The organism is Stakelama portus, from assembly GCF_003171655.1.
GTDB lineage: Bacteria > Pseudomonadota > Alphaproteobacteria > Sphingomonadales > Sphingomonadaceae > Sphingomonas > Sphingomonas portus.
On record NZ_QFZL01000001.1, the window covers coordinates 13,585 to 30,470 of the forward strand.

The 16,886-nt window shown below is 62.1% G+C and carries 14 protein-coding genes; 6 read left to right on the forward strand and 8 right to left on the reverse strand.

The window, feature by feature from the left end; all coding sequences use genetic code 11:
* Positions 1-13: 13 nt before the first annotated feature.
* Positions 14-745: an NUDIX hydrolase gene (locus DKB74_RS00060; RefSeq protein WP_239987310.1), complete on the forward strand. Its 732-nt coding sequence runs from the start codon at positions 14-16 to the stop codon at positions 743-745.
* Between the two features lie 22 nt (positions 746-767).
* Here the strand turns inward: DKB74_RS00060 and DKB74_RS00065 are convergent, their stop codons facing one another.
* The 6 genes from DKB74_RS00065 to cysD all read right to left on the reverse strand — a co-directional run bounded on the left by DKB74_RS00065 (position 768) and on the right by cysD (position 7,343).
* Positions 768-1,592 carry a class I mannose-6-phosphate isomerase gene (locus DKB74_RS00065; RefSeq protein ID WP_109806103.1) on the reverse strand — a complete coding sequence of 275 codons (825 nt, stop codon included), beginning with the start codon at positions 1,590-1,592 and terminating at the stop codon, positions 768-770.
* A gap of 186 nt (positions 1,593-1,778) precedes the next feature.
* Complete coding sequence (locus DKB74_RS00070) at positions 1,779-2,822, reverse strand: mannose-1-phosphate guanylyltransferase/mannose-6-phosphate isomerase (RefSeq protein ID WP_109806104.1); 1,044 nt, start codon at positions 2,820-2,822, stop codon at positions 1,779-1,781.
* A 115-nt stretch (positions 2,823-2,937) separates the two neighbouring features.
* On the reverse strand, positions 2,938-3,717 hold the full coding sequence (locus DKB74_RS00075) for a sulfite exporter TauE/SafE family protein (protein ID WP_109806105.1): 780 nt from the start codon (positions 3,715-3,717) through the stop codon (positions 2,938-2,940).
* A 34-nt stretch (positions 3,718-3,751) separates the two neighbouring features.
* The gene (locus DKB74_RS00080) at positions 3,752-4,489 is read right to left on the reverse strand and encodes a 3'(2'),5'-bisphosphate nucleotidase CysQ (RefSeq protein WP_109807011.1); all 738 of its coding nucleotides are present in this window, start codon (positions 4,487-4,489) and stop codon (positions 3,752-3,754) included.
* Positions 4,486-6,411 carry a sulfate adenylyltransferase subunit CysN gene (gene cysN / locus DKB74_RS00085; RefSeq protein WP_109806106.1) on the reverse strand — a complete coding sequence of 642 codons (1,926 nt, stop codon included), beginning with the start codon at positions 6,409-6,411 and terminating at the stop codon, positions 4,486-4,488. Before cysN ends, DKB74_RS00080 begins: the two co-directional genes overlap by 4 nt.
* Positions 6,411-7,343: a sulfate adenylyltransferase subunit CysD gene (cysD, locus tag DKB74_RS00090; protein ID WP_109806107.1), complete on the reverse strand. Its 933-nt coding sequence runs from the start codon at positions 7,341-7,343 to the stop codon at positions 6,411-6,413. Before cysD ends, cysN begins: the two co-directional genes overlap by 1 nt.
* Positions 7,344-7,399: 56 nt before the next feature.
* On the opposite strand from cysD, the gene DKB74_RS00095 reads away from it, so the two are divergent.
* Entirely contained in the window at positions 7,400-8,500 is a 1,101-nt protein-coding gene (locus tag DKB74_RS00095) for a helix-turn-helix transcriptional regulator (protein ID WP_109806108.1), read from the forward strand.
* 55 nt (positions 8,501-8,555) lie between these two features.
* On the opposite strand, the gene DKB74_RS00100 is transcribed toward DKB74_RS00095, so the two are convergent.
* Positions 8,556-9,947 carry an exopolysaccharide biosynthesis polyprenyl glycosylphosphotransferase gene (locus tag DKB74_RS00100; protein ID WP_161956742.1) on the reverse strand — a complete coding sequence of 464 codons (1,392 nt, stop codon included), beginning with the start codon at positions 9,945-9,947 and terminating at the stop codon, positions 8,556-8,558.
* A 226-nt stretch (positions 9,948-10,173) separates the two neighbouring features.
* Positions 10,174-11,487 carry a UDP-glucose dehydrogenase family protein gene (locus tag DKB74_RS00105; protein WP_109806110.1) on the reverse strand — a complete coding sequence of 438 codons (1,314 nt, stop codon included), beginning with the start codon at positions 11,485-11,487 and terminating at the stop codon, positions 10,174-10,176.
* Between the two features lie 708 nt (positions 11,488-12,195).
* Here DKB74_RS00105 and DKB74_RS00115 point away from each other — a divergent pair.
* The 4 genes from DKB74_RS00115 (at position 12,196) to rpsU (ending at position 16,839) form a co-directional block, all read left to right on the forward strand.
* A complete protein-coding gene (locus DKB74_RS00115; RefSeq protein ID WP_239987311.1) occupies positions 12,196-13,401 on the forward strand; it encodes an EAL domain-containing protein in 1,206 nt (401 codons plus the stop codon).
* A 51-nt stretch (positions 13,402-13,452) separates the two neighbouring features.
* The gene (locus DKB74_RS00120) at positions 13,453-15,987 is read left to right on the forward strand and encodes an ATP-binding protein (RefSeq protein ID WP_109806113.1); all 2,535 of its coding nucleotides are present in this window, start codon (positions 13,453-13,455) and stop codon (positions 15,985-15,987) included.
* 65 nt (positions 15,988-16,052) lie between these two features.
* The gene (locus DKB74_RS00125) at positions 16,053-16,439 is read left to right on the forward strand and encodes a response regulator (protein ID WP_109806114.1); all 387 of its coding nucleotides are present in this window, start codon (positions 16,053-16,055) and stop codon (positions 16,437-16,439) included.
* 193 nt (positions 16,440-16,632) lie between these two features.
* Positions 16,633-16,839, forward strand: a complete 207-nt coding sequence (gene rpsU, locus DKB74_RS00130) for a 30S ribosomal protein S21 (protein ID WP_007404630.1) — start codon at positions 16,633-16,635, stop codon at positions 16,837-16,839.
* The last annotated feature ends 47 nt before the right edge of the window (positions 16,840-16,886 follow it).

Consider the following 16,886-nt stretch of genomic DNA (forward strand, 5'->3'; position numbering starts at 1 on the left):
GCGTTTACCATATTTGCAGAACTTCGTCTATCCGCGACTCGCGCTGAATCCGCGAGTCGCCGGGGAGTCAATGAATATCCATATGTTGTACGGCGAGCCGTATTGCACAGCTGGAAATTGCGCCGGTACGCCGTTTCGGACAGCCATTTTGTGCGCTGCAAAACTCTTCTATGTTTCGGCCATGAATCCGCGCATCACCGATAGCAGACTCGTATATGACGGCTGGTACAAATTGTTCCGGCTTGAAATCGCGATGGACGAGGGTGTCACGGTCGAGCGTCACCTTCTCGACAATGGCTCGGCAGTCGCAGTGCTGCCCTATGATCCCGTACGGCGTACCGTGATGCTGATTTCCCAGCCGCGCGCGGCCGTGCTGGCGGCGGGTCACGAACCGCTCTTCGAAGCGATCGCCGGCAATCTCGACCGCGCCGCCCCCGCCGAGCGCATTTGCGAAGAGGCGCTGGAGGAGGCTGGACTGACGCTCGGAGCGCTCGAGCCGGTTGCCAACATCTGGCCGATCCCTCCCGTCTCGACCGAACGGGTGCAGCTATATCTTGCGTCCTATGATACGGACAGCATCGTCGGGCCGGGCGGCGGAGCGCCGGATGAACATGAGTTTATCAGCGTGCACGAGATTGATCTCGACGCGCTGAAGGGTCTCGTGGAGGCGGGTGATTTGCCGGATGCCAAGACGCTGGTGCTCGCACAGGCTCTGATGCTCCGTCATCCGGAGCTTCGGCGTTGAGCGACCGGCGGAGACCGGTCGCCTAAAGGCGCGTCGTGCCGGGATATGCAAAGAGCAGGTCGCTGCCCGCCGCCGCTTGGATCTCGCAGGCGCCTTCGAGCGTCAGGCATTCGCCCGCGCGGAAGGCGACGCCGTCCACCACGCCTTCGCCCGATACCGGAATCAACCAGCCCGACACATTGTCGGGAAGCGTGATGCTGCGATGCCCGCCGGGCCAGCGTTCGAGAACGAATTTCGGCCCTTCGACCAGAATCGTGCGGCTGTCGGAAACCCGTCCGGGCATCGGGTGCGGCACGAACGGGACGGGATCGGATACGGCGACCCCTTCGTCGAGATGGAGTTCGCGCGGGCGGCCATAATCATAGAGCCGATAGGTGGTTTCCGAATTCTGCTGGACTTCGATCAGCGTGATGCCTGCGCCGATCGCGTGAATCGTGCCCGAAGCCGAATAGAAAAAGTCGCCCGCCTTGACCGGCTTCCAGTCGAGCAGATGCTCGATCGAGCCGTCGAGCGCCGCCGCGCGCAGCGTATCGCGGTCGATCGGTTCGCGCGTGCCCAGCGCGATCGTCGAATCCGGTTCGGCGGCGAGGATTACCCAGCATTCGTCCTTGCCGCGCGGCAATCCGCGGGCGTGCGCCTGTTCGTCATTGGGGTGGACCTGGACCGAGAGTTTTTCGCTGGTGAACAGATATTTGATCAGCAGGTCCGGCGTGGCATTGCCCGGCGTCTGGAACCAGATTTCGCCGACGGGTTCGCCATCGGAAGCGGGATCGGGAAAGCCCGGCCACAGATTGTGGCGGCCCCAGGGCTTTTCCACACGGTGCGTCGCGAGCAAAGTTGCGGTCATGGCGCGGCTTTCCCTTTTCCGAATTTAGTGTGGTGGATTTGAAATTCGCCACATTGGCCGGGAGAGCTGGGAGCGAATTTCAAATCCTTAAACCACACTAGAATCACATGGTTGCTAGTGACCCTATTGAATCTGAAGTTCGCTCCGCGCTTACCTGATAGTGAGGCGAACTTCAGATTCGGGTCACTAGCGCTTCATCGCTTCGATAAGCTTTTTGACATCCTGGCTGCGGCCGCGGGGAAGGATCAGGATGTCATCGCCGCTCGCGACGATGGTCAGGTCCGACACGCCGATCGCGGCGATTTTCTTGCCCTGATCGGCACGAAACTGACAATTGCTGGTATCGATCGCGATCACGTCGCCATGCGCGACATTCCCTTCGGCATCGCACGCGCTGATCGCGTGCAACGCGTCCCAGCTGCCGACATCGCTCCAGCCCATGGCGACCGGCACGACGGCGACATTGTCGGCCTTTTCCATGACCGCATAGTCGATCGAATCCGAAGGACAGGCCATGAAGCGATCGGCTTGCGGATAGACGCGGATGCCTTCGCGGCGCGCTTCTGCAACGGCGGCGCGGCAGGCCTCCAGCATCTCGGGCGCGAATTTCTCGAGCGCGGAAAGATAGGCATCGGCGCGGAACAGGAAGATACCGCCGTTCCAGGCATAGCCGCCTTCGGCCAGCATTGATTCGGCCGTGGCCTGATCGGGCTTTTCGACGAAGCGTTCGACGCGATAGACGCCCAGCGCGGCCTCTTCCCCGATCTGGATATATCCATAGCCGGTTTCCGGGGCATCGGGCTGAATGCCGAACGTGACCAGCCCGCCCTTGTCGACCACCTGCATCGCCGCGGCAATCGCGGCATGAAAGGCGGGAACGTCCAGGATCACATGATCCGACGGCATCACGAGCAGGGCTTCGGACGGATCAGCCTCCAGCGCGGCGAGCGCGATGGCCGGAGCCGTGTTGCGGCCTGAGGGTTCGAGGATGATCGCCCCCGCAGCGGCGCCCGCTTCGTTCAGCTGCGCTTCCACCTGATCGGCATGGGCGGCGTTGGCGACGACGATCGGGGGCAGGAACGCGTCGCCGATCGTGCGCTGCGCCGTCATCTGGAGCATTGTATGCGCACTGGTAAGGGCGAGCAGTTGTTTGGGCTTTTCGGGCCGGGACATGGGCCACAGGCGCGTGCCGGAGCCCCCTGAGAGAATTACCGAACGGATTTTGGTCATTCGCAGCAAATCTCCCTTATGCCAGTGACGCTTCGGGTCGGATCATGCGCCGGGGGTAAGACAATCCGGTGACGAATGCTACAGCGCAGCATAGAAGGCCATATCGACCTGCAGGTTACAAGACCAGCTTGATACCGGCGATGCACAGAACGACTGCCAGCAGCGGCCGGACGACCGATTCCGGCACGATCAGGCTGAGGCGCGAACCGATCACGATACCGGGGATCGACCCGACCAGCAGCATCGCGAGCAGGCCGAAATCGACGGTGCCGATCATGAGATGGATCAGCCCGCCGACCAGCGCGAGCGGAACCGCATGGGCGATATCCGTGCCGACCAGCTTCGTGATCGGCAGGCGACGCGGATAGAGTATCAGCAGAAAGGTCGCGCCCAGCGCGCCGGCACCGACCGAGGTCAGCGTCACGAGGCAGCCGAGGATGGCGCCGCCGATCATCGTCGCGAAACGTTTGAGCGCCGGAAAGGCACGGTGCGAGCGGATCGACAGCGCCATCGCCCTGCGCGCCAGCTGCGCGCGGAACAGAGTCAGGACTGCCGTAAAGATCAGCACTGCGCCCAATGCAGTGGCCAACGTGGTACTGCCGTGCTTTTCGGCATCATTTTGCCAGATCAGAAAACCGGTGATGATCGCTGCGGGAATGCTGCCCGCGGCGAGCATCCCGACGATTCCCATATCGACGTTGCGCTGGCGATGATGGACGATGCCGCCCACCGCCTTGGTGATGGCGGCGAACCACAGGTCCGTGCCGATCGCCGTGGCCGGTGCGACCCCGAACATCAGGATCAGCAGCGGCGACATCAGGCTGCCGCCACCGACGCCGGTCATTCCGACGACGATACCGACAAGCAGGCCGGCAAGCCCGTTCAGCCAGTCCAAAAGCAAGTTCCCGGCAATTCAGCTGTTCCGTTCATCAATTGGTGGTTCGGGCCGAAGCCAATGCCGCAAAGATACGATCCACATGTTCATGCCTGCAAATCAGCAGGTCGGGCAAGTAGACATCGGGCCGGTTATAGATCAGCGGCGATCCGTCGATCCGCGAACAATGCAGGCCCGCCGCGCCGGCCACCGCCACGGGAGCCGCGCTATCCCATTCATATTGTCCGCCCGAATGGAGGTAAATATCGGCCTCTCCGCGGACAATCGCCATTGCCTTGGCCCCTGCCGATCCCATCGGCACCAGTTCGGCCTTCAGCGCTTCGGCGACGGTGATTGCTTCGGGAGCGGGGCGGGTGCGGCTGACCACCATCCGCAGCGTTGCGGGGGCGGGCGGGGGAGTGGCCGGCCGGTCGGTGCGCAAGACAAGGCCCTGATCGGGCAGTGCCACGGCGCCGGTCGTCGCCACGCCGTCGATGGCAAGGCCGATATGCACCGCCCAGTCGGGGCGTGATTCGCCATATTCGCGCGTGCCGTCGACGGGATCGACGATCCATACGCGGCGTGTTTCCAGCCGCGAACGATCGTCGGTCGATTCTTCGGACAATATCGCATCGTCGGGCCGCGCGGCGCGCAGCCGATCGAGGATCAGCATATTGGCGCGCCGATCCCCCGCATCGCCCAGCGCGCGGCCATGCAGACCTTCGTTGCGGATCGCAAGCAACAGCCGCCCGGCTTCCTCGGCCACCGCCGCGGCAAGTTCGGCGTCGGTCACAGTGTCGGGCTCCACACGCCCATGATCGCCTCGACGATCGCTTCGGCGGCGTCTTCGGGCGAGGTCGTTGTCGTATCGATCCGCAGGCTGGGGTTTTCCGGCGGCTCATAGGGGCTGTCGATGCCGGTGAAGTTGGCGATCTGGCCCGCCCGTGCCTTTTTATAGAGGCCCTTTACGTCACGCGCTTCGGCGACTTCGAGCGGCGTATCGACGAAAATCTCGAAGAATTCGCCTTCGGGCATCATCGCGCGCACGATGTCGCGTTCGGCGCGGAAGGGGCTGATGAACGCGGTCAGGACGATCAGCCCGGCATCGGTCATCAGCTTGGCGACTTCGCCGACGCGGCGGATATTCTCGATACGGTCGGCATCGGTGAAACCCAGATCCTTGTTCAGGCCATGGCGGATATTGTCGCCGTCGAGCAGGAAGCTGTGCTTGCCCATCGCGTAGAGCTTTTTTTCGACCAGATTGGCGATAGTCGATTTGCCCGATCCGGAAAGGCCGGTGAACCATAGCAGGCGCGGACGCTGGTTCTTTTGCGCGGCATGCGCCTCCCGCGTGATATCGATCGCCTGCCAATGGACATTCTGGCTGCGACGCAGCGCATAATCGAGCATCCCGGCGCCGACCGTGTGATTGGTCGTTTTGTCGATCAGGATGAACCCGCCCAGTGCGTGGCTGTCGGCATAGGGTTCGAACGCGATATCGCGATCGGTATAGACTTCGGCAACGCCGATATCGTTGAGGCCCAGCGTCTTTACGCTGAGTTCCGCCATGGTGTTGACGTCGATGGCATATTTGGGCTGCTGCACCGTCGCGCTTACGGTGCGCGCGCCCAGCTTCATCCAATAGGCACGGCCTGGCAGCATCGCTTCGTCGTCCATCCAGACGATCGTCGCCTGAAACTGGTCGGCGACCTGCGGCGGATGATCGGCGGCGGCAATCACGTCGCCGCGCGAACAATCGACTTCATCGGCAAGCGTCAGCGTGACCGACTGGCCGGCGCCTGCTTCGTCCAGATCTCCGTCCATCGTCACGATGCGCGATATGGTGCTGGTGCGGCCCGATGGCAGGATGCGGATCGGATCGCCGGGTTTGACTGTCCCCGACGCGATCAGCCCAGAAAAACCGCGGAAATCGAGATTGGGGCGATTGACCCACTGCACCGCCATCGCGAACGGCCTCGCCCGGTCGGCGTCGATATCGATATCGACGCTTTCCAGATGCCCGATCAGCGACGGGCCGGTGTACCAGGGCGTATTGGCGGAAGGGCCAGTGATATTGTCGCCCTTGAATCCGGAAATCGGCATCGGCACGAAGTTTTCGATCCCGATGCTCTTCGCGAACTCGGCATAATCGGCGACGATCCGATCGAAGACGTCCTGGCTGTATCCGACAAGGTCCATCTTGTTCACGGCGAGCACGATGTGCCGGATGCCGATCAGATGCGCGAGGAAGCTGTGGCGGCGCGTTTGTGTCAGCACGCCCTTGCGCGCGTCGATCAGGATGACGGCAAGGTCGGCGGTCGATGCGCCGGTCACCATGTTGCGGGTATATTGTTCGTGGCCGGGCGTGTCGGCGACGATGAACTTGCGCTTTTCGGTCGCGAAGAAGCGATAGGCGACATCGATCGTGATGCCCTGTTCGCGTTCGGCGGCGAGCCCGTCGACCAGCAAGGCGAAATCGATTTCCTGCCCCTGTGTACCGACGCGCTTGCTGTCGGCTTCGAGCGCGGCGAGCTGATCCTCGAAGATCATTTTCGAATCGTAGAGCAACCGCCCGATCAGCGTCGATTTGCCGTCGTCCACCGACCCGCAGGTGATGAAGCGCAGCAGGCTCTTATTCTGATGCTGGTCGAGATAGGCCTCGATATCCTGCGCGATCAGCGCATCGACCTTGTAGCTGCTGTCCTGAGTGGCCATCAGAAATAGCCCTCCTGCTTCTTCTTTTCCATGCCGGCGCCGCCTTCATCCTTGTCGATGGCGCGCCCCTGGCGTTCGCTGGTCGTGGTGAGCAGCATTTCCTGCACGACTTCGGCCAGCGTCGATGCGGTGCTTTCGACCGCACCGGTCAGCGGATAGCAGCCGAGCGTGCGGAACCGGATCGAGCGTTCGACCGGGGTTTCGCCCGGCTTGAGCGGGAAACGGTCGTCATCGACCATCAGCAACAGGCCATCGCGCTCGACCGTCGGGCGCGGCGCGGCGAAATAGAGCGGTACGATCTCGATCCCCTCGGCCATGATATATTGCCAGATGTCGAGCTCGGTCCAGTTCGACAGCGGGAAGACGCGGACGCTCTCGCCCTTGTGCTTGCGGGCGTTGTAGAGGTTCCACAATTCGGGGCGCTGGTTCTTCGGATCCCAGCGGTGGCTTGCCGAACGGAAGGAGAAGATACGCTCCTTGGCGCGGCTCTTTTCCTCGTCGCGCCGCGCGCCACCGAACGCTGCGTCGAAACCGAATTTGTCGAGCGCCTGTTTCAGGCCCTCGGTCTTCCACATATCGGTATGCAGCGCGCCATGATCGAACGGATTGATTCCCTTGGCCGCAGCCTCCGGATTCTGGTGCACGATCAGCTCCATTCCGGCCTGTTCGGCAGCGCGATCGCGCAATTCGTACATCGCGCGGAATTTCCACGTCGTATCGACATGCATCAACGGGAAGGGCGGGGGCGCGGGATAAAAGGCCTTTTTCGCCAGATGCAGCATCACCGCCGAATCCTTGCCGACCGAATAGAGCATCACCGGACGCTCGGCCTCCGACACCACTTCGCGCATGATGTGGATACTCTCGGCCTCCAGGCGGGCCAGATGGGTGAGAGTCGGCGCGTTCACGATAATCCTTCCATTCTTCTCCATTTCGCGACGAAACCGACCGACTGGACCTCCCATTTGGGAGGGTGTACGGATTTCCGGTGAGCTTGCGCAGCGGCATCGAAGAGAATCTGATCGTTTCGCTGATCGAAAGCCGGTTCGACGCCGGCGGTCGCGAACGATTGCTGGCGGCTGTTGTCGCCCGCACCGGAGCCCGGTTCGCGGCATTGCTCGCGCGCGATTCGCGCGGGGCAGTGCTGCCCGGAAGCAGAGTGACGGGATTGGCCGGGAATATGCGCGATCCTGTGGGGCCGATTGCGCAGATACTCGATCCCCGCATGCGCGCCGAGCGCATCTATTCGACCGGAGAGTTGCAGGACCTGCTCGGCCAAGGCGAAGTTTCGGCGATTTTGCGCCAGGTCGATGCCGATTCGGTGCTCGCCATGCACGTGCCGCTTCCGGGCAAAGCGGGGGCGCTGCATCTGGCGCTTTTCGCAGATCATGTGTTTCGCGCATCCGACGGTGCGGTGCTTCGGCATCTCTATCCGTTCGTCAGGGCCGCCGGAGCAGCGGCCGTGCTGGCGGAGCGGGACGAGGCCCGGGCGGCGATTGCCCTATCCGCGGGGAGCAACGCCAGCGGCTGGTTTCTGTTGGATGCCGCCGGAATCATATTGGCAACATCATTTGGCGATGCCGATGTGCCGCCCGGCATACAGCTGCTGCAGAGCGCGCAGGCGACGCGATTGTCGCTCGTCGACATTGTATCGGAGCGATCGCTGGGAGCGATGCTGCACGCATGCGCGGCACAGGCCGATCTACCGTCGCGGGCAATCCTGTTGCGCCATGATCCGGTGTTGCACCTCCGCGTTCGAGCGGTGCGGCAGCCGCCCGGTATCTGGCCGAGCGACGCGGTGGCGCTGGCGACCTTGCATGACGAAGCGGCGATCACCGTGGGTGAGGGCCAGCTCCTTGTCGATATGTTCGGCCTTTTGCCGAGTGAGGCGCGTCTTGCGGTTGCACTGGCAACGGGGCGTTCGCTGTCCGAAGCGGCCGGAGCATTGGGCCTGACCATAGAGACGGCGCGCAATTATTCGAAGAAAATCTATGCCAAGACCGGGACGCGCGGCCAGGCGGATCTCGTGCGCAGAATCTATGCCAATGGCCTTGCAGGGCTGGCGCTGCCGAAATCGCCGACCGGATAGCGGTCTGTGACGCGGGGTGGGGCGGGTGAGGCAGGCCAGCTCCAGGCCGGCTGCCTCAATAGGCGTTTTTGTGGACCAGCACCTTGAACGTCATGATGATGATCTGGAAATCCTTCCAGATCGACCAGTGATTGAGATATTCGAGATCCGCCTGCAGGCGGTTGGTCAGGTCCGACTCATGGTCGGTGGCACCACGAAATCCACGCACCTGCGCCAGTCCGGTAAGGCCGGGCTTTGTGGCGTGGCGATGCCAGTAGCGTTCGTCGATTTCCCAGAAGAGTTTGTTTTGCGCGCGCGATCCGATCGCATGCGGGCGTGGCCCGACGATGCTCATGTCCCCGATCAGCACGTTGATCAGCTGGGGCAGCTCGTCGATGCTGGTGCTGCGGATGATCCGGCCGACGCGGGTGATCCGGTCATCGTCCCGGGCAGTCGAAGTCGTGCCGTCCTGTCCGGTCTTGTTCACGCGCATGCTGCGGAATTTGAGCATCTGGAACATGCGGTTGCCGCGACCGATGCGCGTCTGCACGAAAAATACCGGGCCTGGACTGTCGAGCTTGATCGCAATTGCCACGATCAGCAGAAACGGCGCCATCAGCACCAGCGCCATCGATGACGCGGCAAGATCCAGAGTGCGCTTGAGCAGCCGGTCGAACATGCTGAGCGGCCCCTGAGCGATCACCAATGTCGTCCGCCCATTCCAGTGCCCGACGCTCAGTGGCGCGAGCAGCTGAAGCTCGGGAATCACGATTTCGCTGTGGATATTGGCGCCTTTCAATGCCGTAACCCAGCTCAGCCTGCGTTCGGGCTTGCACGAGACGACCACGCGATCCACGCCCTTCAGGGCATGGGCCAGCCGGTCGAACATCATCGGGCAATGATTGTCCGGATCGATGTCGGGATCGGCGAGGACAAGCGAAAAACCATCCTGGGGGATCGTCTGATCGCCGTCGCAGATCAGTGCCACGGCAAAGGGGTCATTGCCGAAAAGCCGCGCTGCCTTGCGCAGGAAAATATCGCGCACCAGGGCCATGACCGCGAAGGAAATCATGAAGCCGATGCAATAGGTGAGCCGCGAGATCATCTCGCTGCTCTTGAGGAAGAAGGCGGCCATGATCACGGCGCCTGCGGCCACTGTCAGCGCCTGCAATCCGCGCAACGCCCCCTTTGTGGGGCGGCGCAGCACCTCGGCCGAATAAGCCTTGCAGTTGATCGCGATGACCAGAAATACCGGCAGGATCGCGAGCGAGATCGCCAGCCATTGATTGCCCGAGCTTGCAGGTTTGTAGATCAGACTGGCGGCGAAATAGGATGCGACGATGCACAGCGAATCGAGCAACGCCAGCAATGTGAACACGCGAATGCGCAAACTGCTGCCATTGAGGCGCTGCGCGTTTTGAACCTTTGCCGGCGCAGCCGCTTTCAAGCTACCATAGCCCAGGTTCACGCCGTCCCCCGTTTTCCTGCCATGCGTTGGCCCCTCTAAGACTTTAAGTCGGCACCTGCGAATCCCGCACCGCAGCATTACAAAACTGCGGGGGCTCTGCCCAGACCTTACGCAATAACAATACGGCGTTTAGCCAGTGTTTGCACCCGTTCATCGCAGGAATCCAGCACTCCGCGCGTATCGCATGGGGACGGTTTAACTTGGGTTATCCGCATTTGTAATAAAGTTAACCGTTCGGTTTCCCTACGCTGACAAGGTTAAGACCCGCGCGGGCGGCTTCCTGGGGCGGGTATATATTGCGCAGATCGACGAGCAGCGGCGTTGAGAGCAACGAATGCATCCGCGTGAGGTCGAGCGCGCGGAACTCGTCCCATTCGGTGACGATCACCAGCGCGTCGGCGTTTTCGGCGGCGGCATAGGGGCTGTCGCTGAATACCACGTCCTTGAGCAGCGGCTTGGCCTGCTCGACGCCTTCGGGGTCATAGGCGCGGATCGTCGCACCGGCATCCTGCAGCGCCTGGATGATCGAAATGCTCGGCGCGTCGCGCATATCGTCGGTGTTCGGCTTGAAGGTCAGGCCAAGGATCGCGACCGATTTGCCGCGCACATCGCCGCCCATCGCCTTGATCACCTTGCGCCCCATCGCGCGCTTGCGGCTGTCGTTCACCTGGACCGTCGCTTCGACGATGCGCAGCGGCGTATCATTGTCGTCAGCGGTCTTGAGCAGCGCCAGCGTGTCCTTGGGGAAGCAGGATCCGCCATAGCCGGGGCCGGCATGCAGGAATTTGGAACCGATGCGGTTGTCCATGCCGATACCGCGCGCGACCTGTTGGACGTCGGCGCCGACCTGCTCGCACAGATCTGCGATTTCGTTGATGAAGGTGATCTTGACCGCCAGAAAGGCATTGGCCGCATATTTGATCAGTTCCGATGTGCGGCGACCGACGAACAACAGCGGCGCGCTCTGATTGAGCGAAAGCGGGCGATAGATTTGCCGCATCACTTCGCTGGCTTTGTCGTTCTCCGATCCGATGACGACGCGGTCGGGCCGCTTGAAATCCTCGATCGCGGCGCCTTCGCGCAGGAATTCGGGGTTGGAAACCACCATCGCGCCCTTTTCGGGAGCGACTTCGTTGATGATCCGCTCGACTTCATCGCCGGTGCCGACCGGCACGGTCGATTTGGTGACGATCACCGAATCGCGGCTCAGATTCTCGGCGATTTCCCGGGCTGCAGCAAAGACATAGGAAAGATCGGCATGGCCATCGCCGCGGCGGGACGGCGTGCCGACGGCGATGAATACCGCGTCGGCGTCCCTGACTGCGACGGCAAGGTCGGTGGTGAAGGACAGGCGCCCGGCCTTCACATTGCTCGCCACAAGCTCGGCCAGGCCGGGCTCGTAGATCGGCATGATATTCTGCTCAAGCAGATCGATTTTTCGTGCGTCCTTGTCGACGCAGATCACTTCGTGACCGAAATCAGAAAAACACGCACCGGATACCAGGCCAACATATCCCGTGCCGATCATCGCTATTCGCACTACGCGTCTCCCGTTTATGCTGCAGGGCAGTAAACGGGCTTTTCCGGTCGGGCAAGGTCGCGCTCTGCGCGGAGCGCGGTTTGTCGCGAGGCGAAGGCGCCCGGACATAAAAAAAGCACCGGTGAAACCGATGCCGTCTCAGATCAGAGCCGTCTCAGATCAGAGATGCGCGCCCCGATCAGCCTGGGGACGCATATCAATGGTAAATGGCAGACTTGAACGTCTCGAAAATTATGGCCCGAGCCGGCGACATGCCTCGCGGCGATACGCCGGCCCGGCCCATGCAAACGGATTTAGATCGGCTGAATGTCGTCGCCGCTGGCACCGTCGCGGAAAAGAAGATTGAACGCGAACATTTCTTATTCTCCCAGTGTGCGCTTTGCGCGCAGGGTTCTGGTTAAAGACTTGTTAACTGAAAATCAACTCGGAATTGTACGCAAAAGGATATCTTTGGCCGGCGAAATTGGCGGGTCGCTTAACCATTCCTTCAGCGGTGTCGCCCAATGTCGGCAGCCTATGTCTTCAGGGATCGAGACAAACCGGCCTCAGGTGCCGACAACACAGGCGGGCGCGGCAGTGCCGGCGGGGCTGCCTGCGGGCGCGGAAGCACGGTTCGCGCTTGGCGGGCTGCGCCAGCAACCGGCGTCGAACGCGCGATACCGGTCGCGGGTTTCTCGCGGCTGGACGCTGTTATGCCTATGTGAAATAATGAATTTTCCTGCGCTGCGCAGGCATCTCGGGCGTCCGCGTGCCGATCTGCTCGCGCGCGATATCGCGGCTCGATTGGGGGCGTCCTATCCCGATTTGCGTATCTCGGTCGTCGGTCGGTCGCTGATCGAAATCGCGTTCGAGCGCGACACTGCCGAGAATGCGACCGTCGAGATCGAAGGTATCCGCCGCCTGTTCGAACTGCCGGTCGATCTCGATGGCGAGGATCTGGAAATCGAGCTCGCATTCGGCGCTGCGGCTGCGCCCGCGTTCGAATATGATGCGGTGCGTCTGATCGAAGCGGCCGAATCGGCGCTGGAAGAAGCGCATGAAGAGAATCGGATCGTGATTCGCGATCTGATGCACGCCGATCTGGCCTTTGACCGCATGACGCTCATGCGCGAATTGCCAAGGGCGATCGCCCGGGACGAGATGTTCCTGCAATATCAGCCCAAGGTCCATGTGCGGCGGCAGGAGATCGCCAGCGCCGAGGCGTTGATTCGCTGGCAGCATCCCGATCGCGGCCTTATTCTGCCCGGCGACTTCATTTCGGTCGCCGAAGAGGCGGGCGAGATCGGCACGATGACGATCTGGGCACTCAACCGCGTGATCGCCGATCAGCGGCGGCTTGCCCAGGCCGGCCATGATTTTCCGATCTTCATCAATATTTCCGGCCTGTTGCTCGGCGATGCCGACTTCGTGGAGGAAGCGAGCGAGATCATTCGCGGCAGTGGCGCGAAGATCGGGTTCGAAATCACCGAAACGTCTGTGATCCGCGATCCGGAAACCGCCATCCACAATCTCAAATCCTTTGCCGATATCGGCGTTACCCTGGCGATCGACGATTATGGCGCCGGGCTATCCTCGCTTGCCTATCTCAAGCAGCTTCCGGCCAGCGAGCTCAAGATCGACAAGATGTTCGTCACCCATCTGGCGTCCAGCAACCGCGACCCGCTGATCGTGCGGTCGACGATCGATCTGGCGCATGCGCTGGAAATGGAAGTGACGGCGGAAGGCGTCGAAACCCCGTCGGCGCTGGCACTGCTCAGCGTCATGGGCTGCGACATGGTGCAGGGCTATCTGATCAGCCGCCCGCTGGGCATTGAGGCATTTCATCGCTTTCTTGACGACGATTCCCATGTCGGCGGTGGCGCCAATGAATCGTCGAGCTTCCTTCGCCCGGAGCTTTTCTGGAAACGCGCCTGAACGGCCGGTTTAGGGCCCTATTAAGCCCGATTTGCGAAATGCCGTGATGTGATGCGTATTTTCCGTCTCCTTTCGATGCTGGCGATACCGGCGGTTCTGGCAACAGGGGCGCCTGGGGCAGTATCCGCGCAGGCCGCCGATGCGCGGCAGGAAACCAGCCCGCAGCAGGCAGCGGCCAATCCGGAAGATCAGTTTCCCGCTTCGCTGAAAGAGGCATTTGCGCGCGTCCTCGCCAATATGATGGCAGCACCGGCACAGGCGCGCGGCGATTTGCAAACAGCCGAAAATATCGCGCAGCGGATCGACGATCCCCAGCTGCGCGCGGTTGCGCTGGCGAAGGTCCGCTGGCTCGACGCCGAGGCCCATTGGCGCACCAACGATGCGGCCGGCGCCGATCCGCTGGTCGCCGACGGCCTGCGTCTGATTGCTTCTATATCCGGGCCGCTGAAGCTCCGCGCCGACCTGTATATCACCCGCGGCACCTTGCGTCAGCGCGACGACCAGGCGGCGGCGGCGCTGTCCGATTTCCAGCAGGCCTACCGCATCTATCAGCAACTTGGCGAACGGCGCAGTCAGGCGATCGCGCTGCAGAGCATCGGTACGCTCTATTGGGCGGCGAACGACAGCAGCCGTGCCGAACGCTATTATCGGCAAGCGTCGGAGACCTATGACGGTGATCCCGCGCTGTCCTTGTCGCTGCATAATCGCCGGGGCAATGTGCTGCTGGCGCTGGAGCGTTATGCGGAAGCCGAGCGCGAGTATCGCCTTGCGATCGATGCCGCTCGCGAGATGAAGGAGCCGCTGCTGGAAGCACGGATCCTGGGCAATCTTGCGCGGAACCAGGCGGAGTGGCGCAAGCTGGACGAAGCGGACCAGACGCTGGCGCAGGGCTTTGCGCTGATCCGCGGGTCGGACGCCGGCGGCTTTCGCCAGCAACTGCTCGCGACGCAGGCGCGTGTTGCATATTATCGCGAAAATTATCCCAGAGCGCGCGAACTGATCCGGCAGGCATTTGCGGGCGTCGACCTGACGGACACCTCGCTGGCGTTCCGGGAAGCGCATCTCTACGCCTATATGATCTATTCGAAGACCGGCGAGCCGGCGCGTGCGCTCGAGCATCTCGAGGCGCTGCAGCGGCTGACAACCGAAGCTGCCAAGGTGGCCACGACCACCAATGCCGCGCTGATGGCCGCGCGGTTCGACTATGCCAATCAGGAGCTTCGGATCGCCAATCTGAAGGCCGACGAACTGCGCCGCACGGTCGAGTATGAAAAATCGCGTGCGCGCTGGCAGCGCATCATCTTCTATGGCCTGGGCGGCGCTACGCTGATCGTGATCGTGTTGCTGAGCGTCGGCCTGTTCACGATCCGGCGGAGCCGCAACGAAGTGCGCGCCGCCAACGCCGATCTGGCCTCGACCAACGTCGCGCTTGAAAAGGCGTTGGCGGCCAAGACCGAATTCCTGGCCACGACGAGCCACGAGATCCGTACGCCGCTCAACGGCATATTGGGCATGACACAGGTGATGCTGTCCGATTCGCAGCTCGACGAAACGATGCGCGATCGCATCGGCGTGGTCCATGGCGCGGGCATGACGATGCGCGCGCTGGTCGACGATATCCTCGATCTGGCCAAGATGGAAACGGGTAACCTGACCGTCGAAGCGGCGCCGATGAACCTGAAGACCACGCTGCGCGACGTATCGCGCATGTGGCAGGAACAGGCAGTCGCAAAGGGAGTCGCGTTCGAGCTCGACGTCGACGAGGCGCCTGAATGGATCATCAGCGACGCCGGGCGTTTGCGGCAGATTGTTTTCAACCTGCTCTCCAACGCTCTCAAATTTACTTCGCAGGGCAAGGTGTCGCTCTCTGCCAGGCAGATTGCGGAAGAGCCCGGCGACGCGGGGACGCATCAGATGCGGATCAGCGTCAGCGATACCGGGATCGGCATTCCGCAGGACAAGTGCGAGGAAATCTTCGAATCGTTCAAACAGGTTGATGCAGGCACCACGCGGCGCTTTGGCGGCACGGGGCTCGGACTGTCGATCTGCCGCAATCTTGCCCGCGCGCTGGGCGGCGAAGTTTCGGTGTCGAGCGTCGAGGGGCAGGGGTCGACATTCTCGATCGATCTTCCCTTCACCCTTGCCGAGGCGCCTGCCGGCGAGTCGAAACAATCGGCCGGAAACAGCGTGCTGGTTCTCGATCGGAACCCGATCGCACGCAGCGCGATCCGTACCGTGCTGGCACCTTTTGTATCGGGCATCGGTTTTGCCGCTTCGCCCGACGAAGCGCTCGCCGCGCTGGCCGAGGGCGGGGTAGGCCAGTTGTTCGTGGACGAGGCCACGCTGAAGGCTGGCGGCGACAACCCCATGGAAACACTGAAATCTCTGACGGAAACCGGCGTGCCGACGACGATATTGTGGGCAGCCCCCGACGCGGATATGCGGGCCGCTCTGGAAGCCGCGGGCGCCCGCGAAGTCGTGCAAAAGCCATTGCGGGGCGAAACTTTGATTGGATCACTTGTTCTGGATGTGAAACAAATTGCCGGCAAAAGCGGTAATAGCGATCTTGTGTCGCACGCCGCATGAGACGATAGCGGAGGGGATATGAAAAAGGTCGCAGCCGTCGCCCCCGCCCGTTCGGGCCATGGCGAATGAAAATTCTGTTTATCGAGGACGATCCGATGAACCGTCGGGTCGTCAAGGACATGCTCGACGTGGCGGGCGCGGAGATGGTCGAGGCAGCGGATGCCCCGGCGGGGCTGGCGGCGATCGAACAGCAGGATTTCGATGTCGTGCTGGTCGATCTGCGCATGCCGGGCATGGACGGGATGGAAGCGTTGCGACGCATCCGCGCGCGCGACGATGCCAAGGCGCAATTGCCTCTGATCGTCGTCACTGCCGATACGGCGGTCGATCTACGCCAACGTTGTCTCGAAGCCGGTGCGGACGAAGTGATGTTCAAGCCGGTGGCGATGGATTCGCTGTTCGACACGATCGGTCGCGTGCTGGCGACTCGCGGCGGCGACATCATCCTCTGACGCCGTCGGCAAAGGGCCGCATAACTGGAAATCCTACCCCGCAATGCCTATATGGATTGCGCGGAAAGCCCGATTTTGCGGGCGATTGCGCTTGAAAAGGCGGCTTTCGCCTGTTAGGGGCGCCGCCAACGCCGGGAGCATGCGTTCCCGCGAACCCTATTCTATTATTTGAAGATCGGAGTCAGACGGCCTTATGCAAATCATCGTTCGCGACAATAATGTCGACCAGGCGCTGCGCGCGCTCAAGAAGAAGCTGCAGCGTGAGGGCGTCTATCGCGAGATGAAGCTCCGCCGTCACTACGAAAAGCCCAGCGAAAAGCGCGCGCGTGAACGTGCCGCCGCCGTCCGCCGTGCGCGCAAGCTCGAGCGCAAGCGGGCCGAACGCGACGGTGCGCGTTAAGCCATTGCGCGACCGCGCACCTTCCGCATAGGAAGAATGCGCATATT

Coding starts and splice junctions, on each gene's coding strand:
- DKB74_RS00065 (WP_109806103.1), bottom strand. CDS start 1,592: ATGACCGCAACTTTGCTCGCGACGCACCGTGTGGAAAAGCCCTGGGGC.
- DKB74_RS00070 (WP_109806104.1), bottom strand. CDS start 2,822: ATGACCAAAATCCGTTCGGTAATTCTCTCAGGGGGCTCCGGCACGCGC.
- cysN (WP_109806106.1), bottom strand. CDS start 6,411: ATGGCCACTCAGGACAGCAGCTACAAGGTCGATGCGCTGATCGCGCAG.
- cysD (WP_109806107.1), bottom strand. CDS start 7,343: ATGGAGAAGAATGGAAGGATTATCGTGAACGCGCCGACTCTCACCCAT.
- DKB74_RS00115 (WP_239987311.1), top strand. CDS start 12,196: ATGAATTTTCCTGCGCTGCGCAGGCATCTCGGGCGTCCGCGTGCCGAT.
- DKB74_RS00120 (WP_109806113.1), top strand. CDS start 13,453: ATGCGTATTTTCCGTCTCCTTTCGATGCTGGCGATACCGGCGGTTCTG.
- DKB74_RS00125 (WP_109806114.1), top strand. CDS start 16,053: ATGAAAATTCTGTTTATCGAGGACGATCCGATGAACCGTCGGGTCGTC.
- rpsU (WP_007404630.1), top strand. CDS start 16,633: ATGCAAATCATCGTTCGCGACAATAATGTCGACCAGGCGCTGCGCGCG.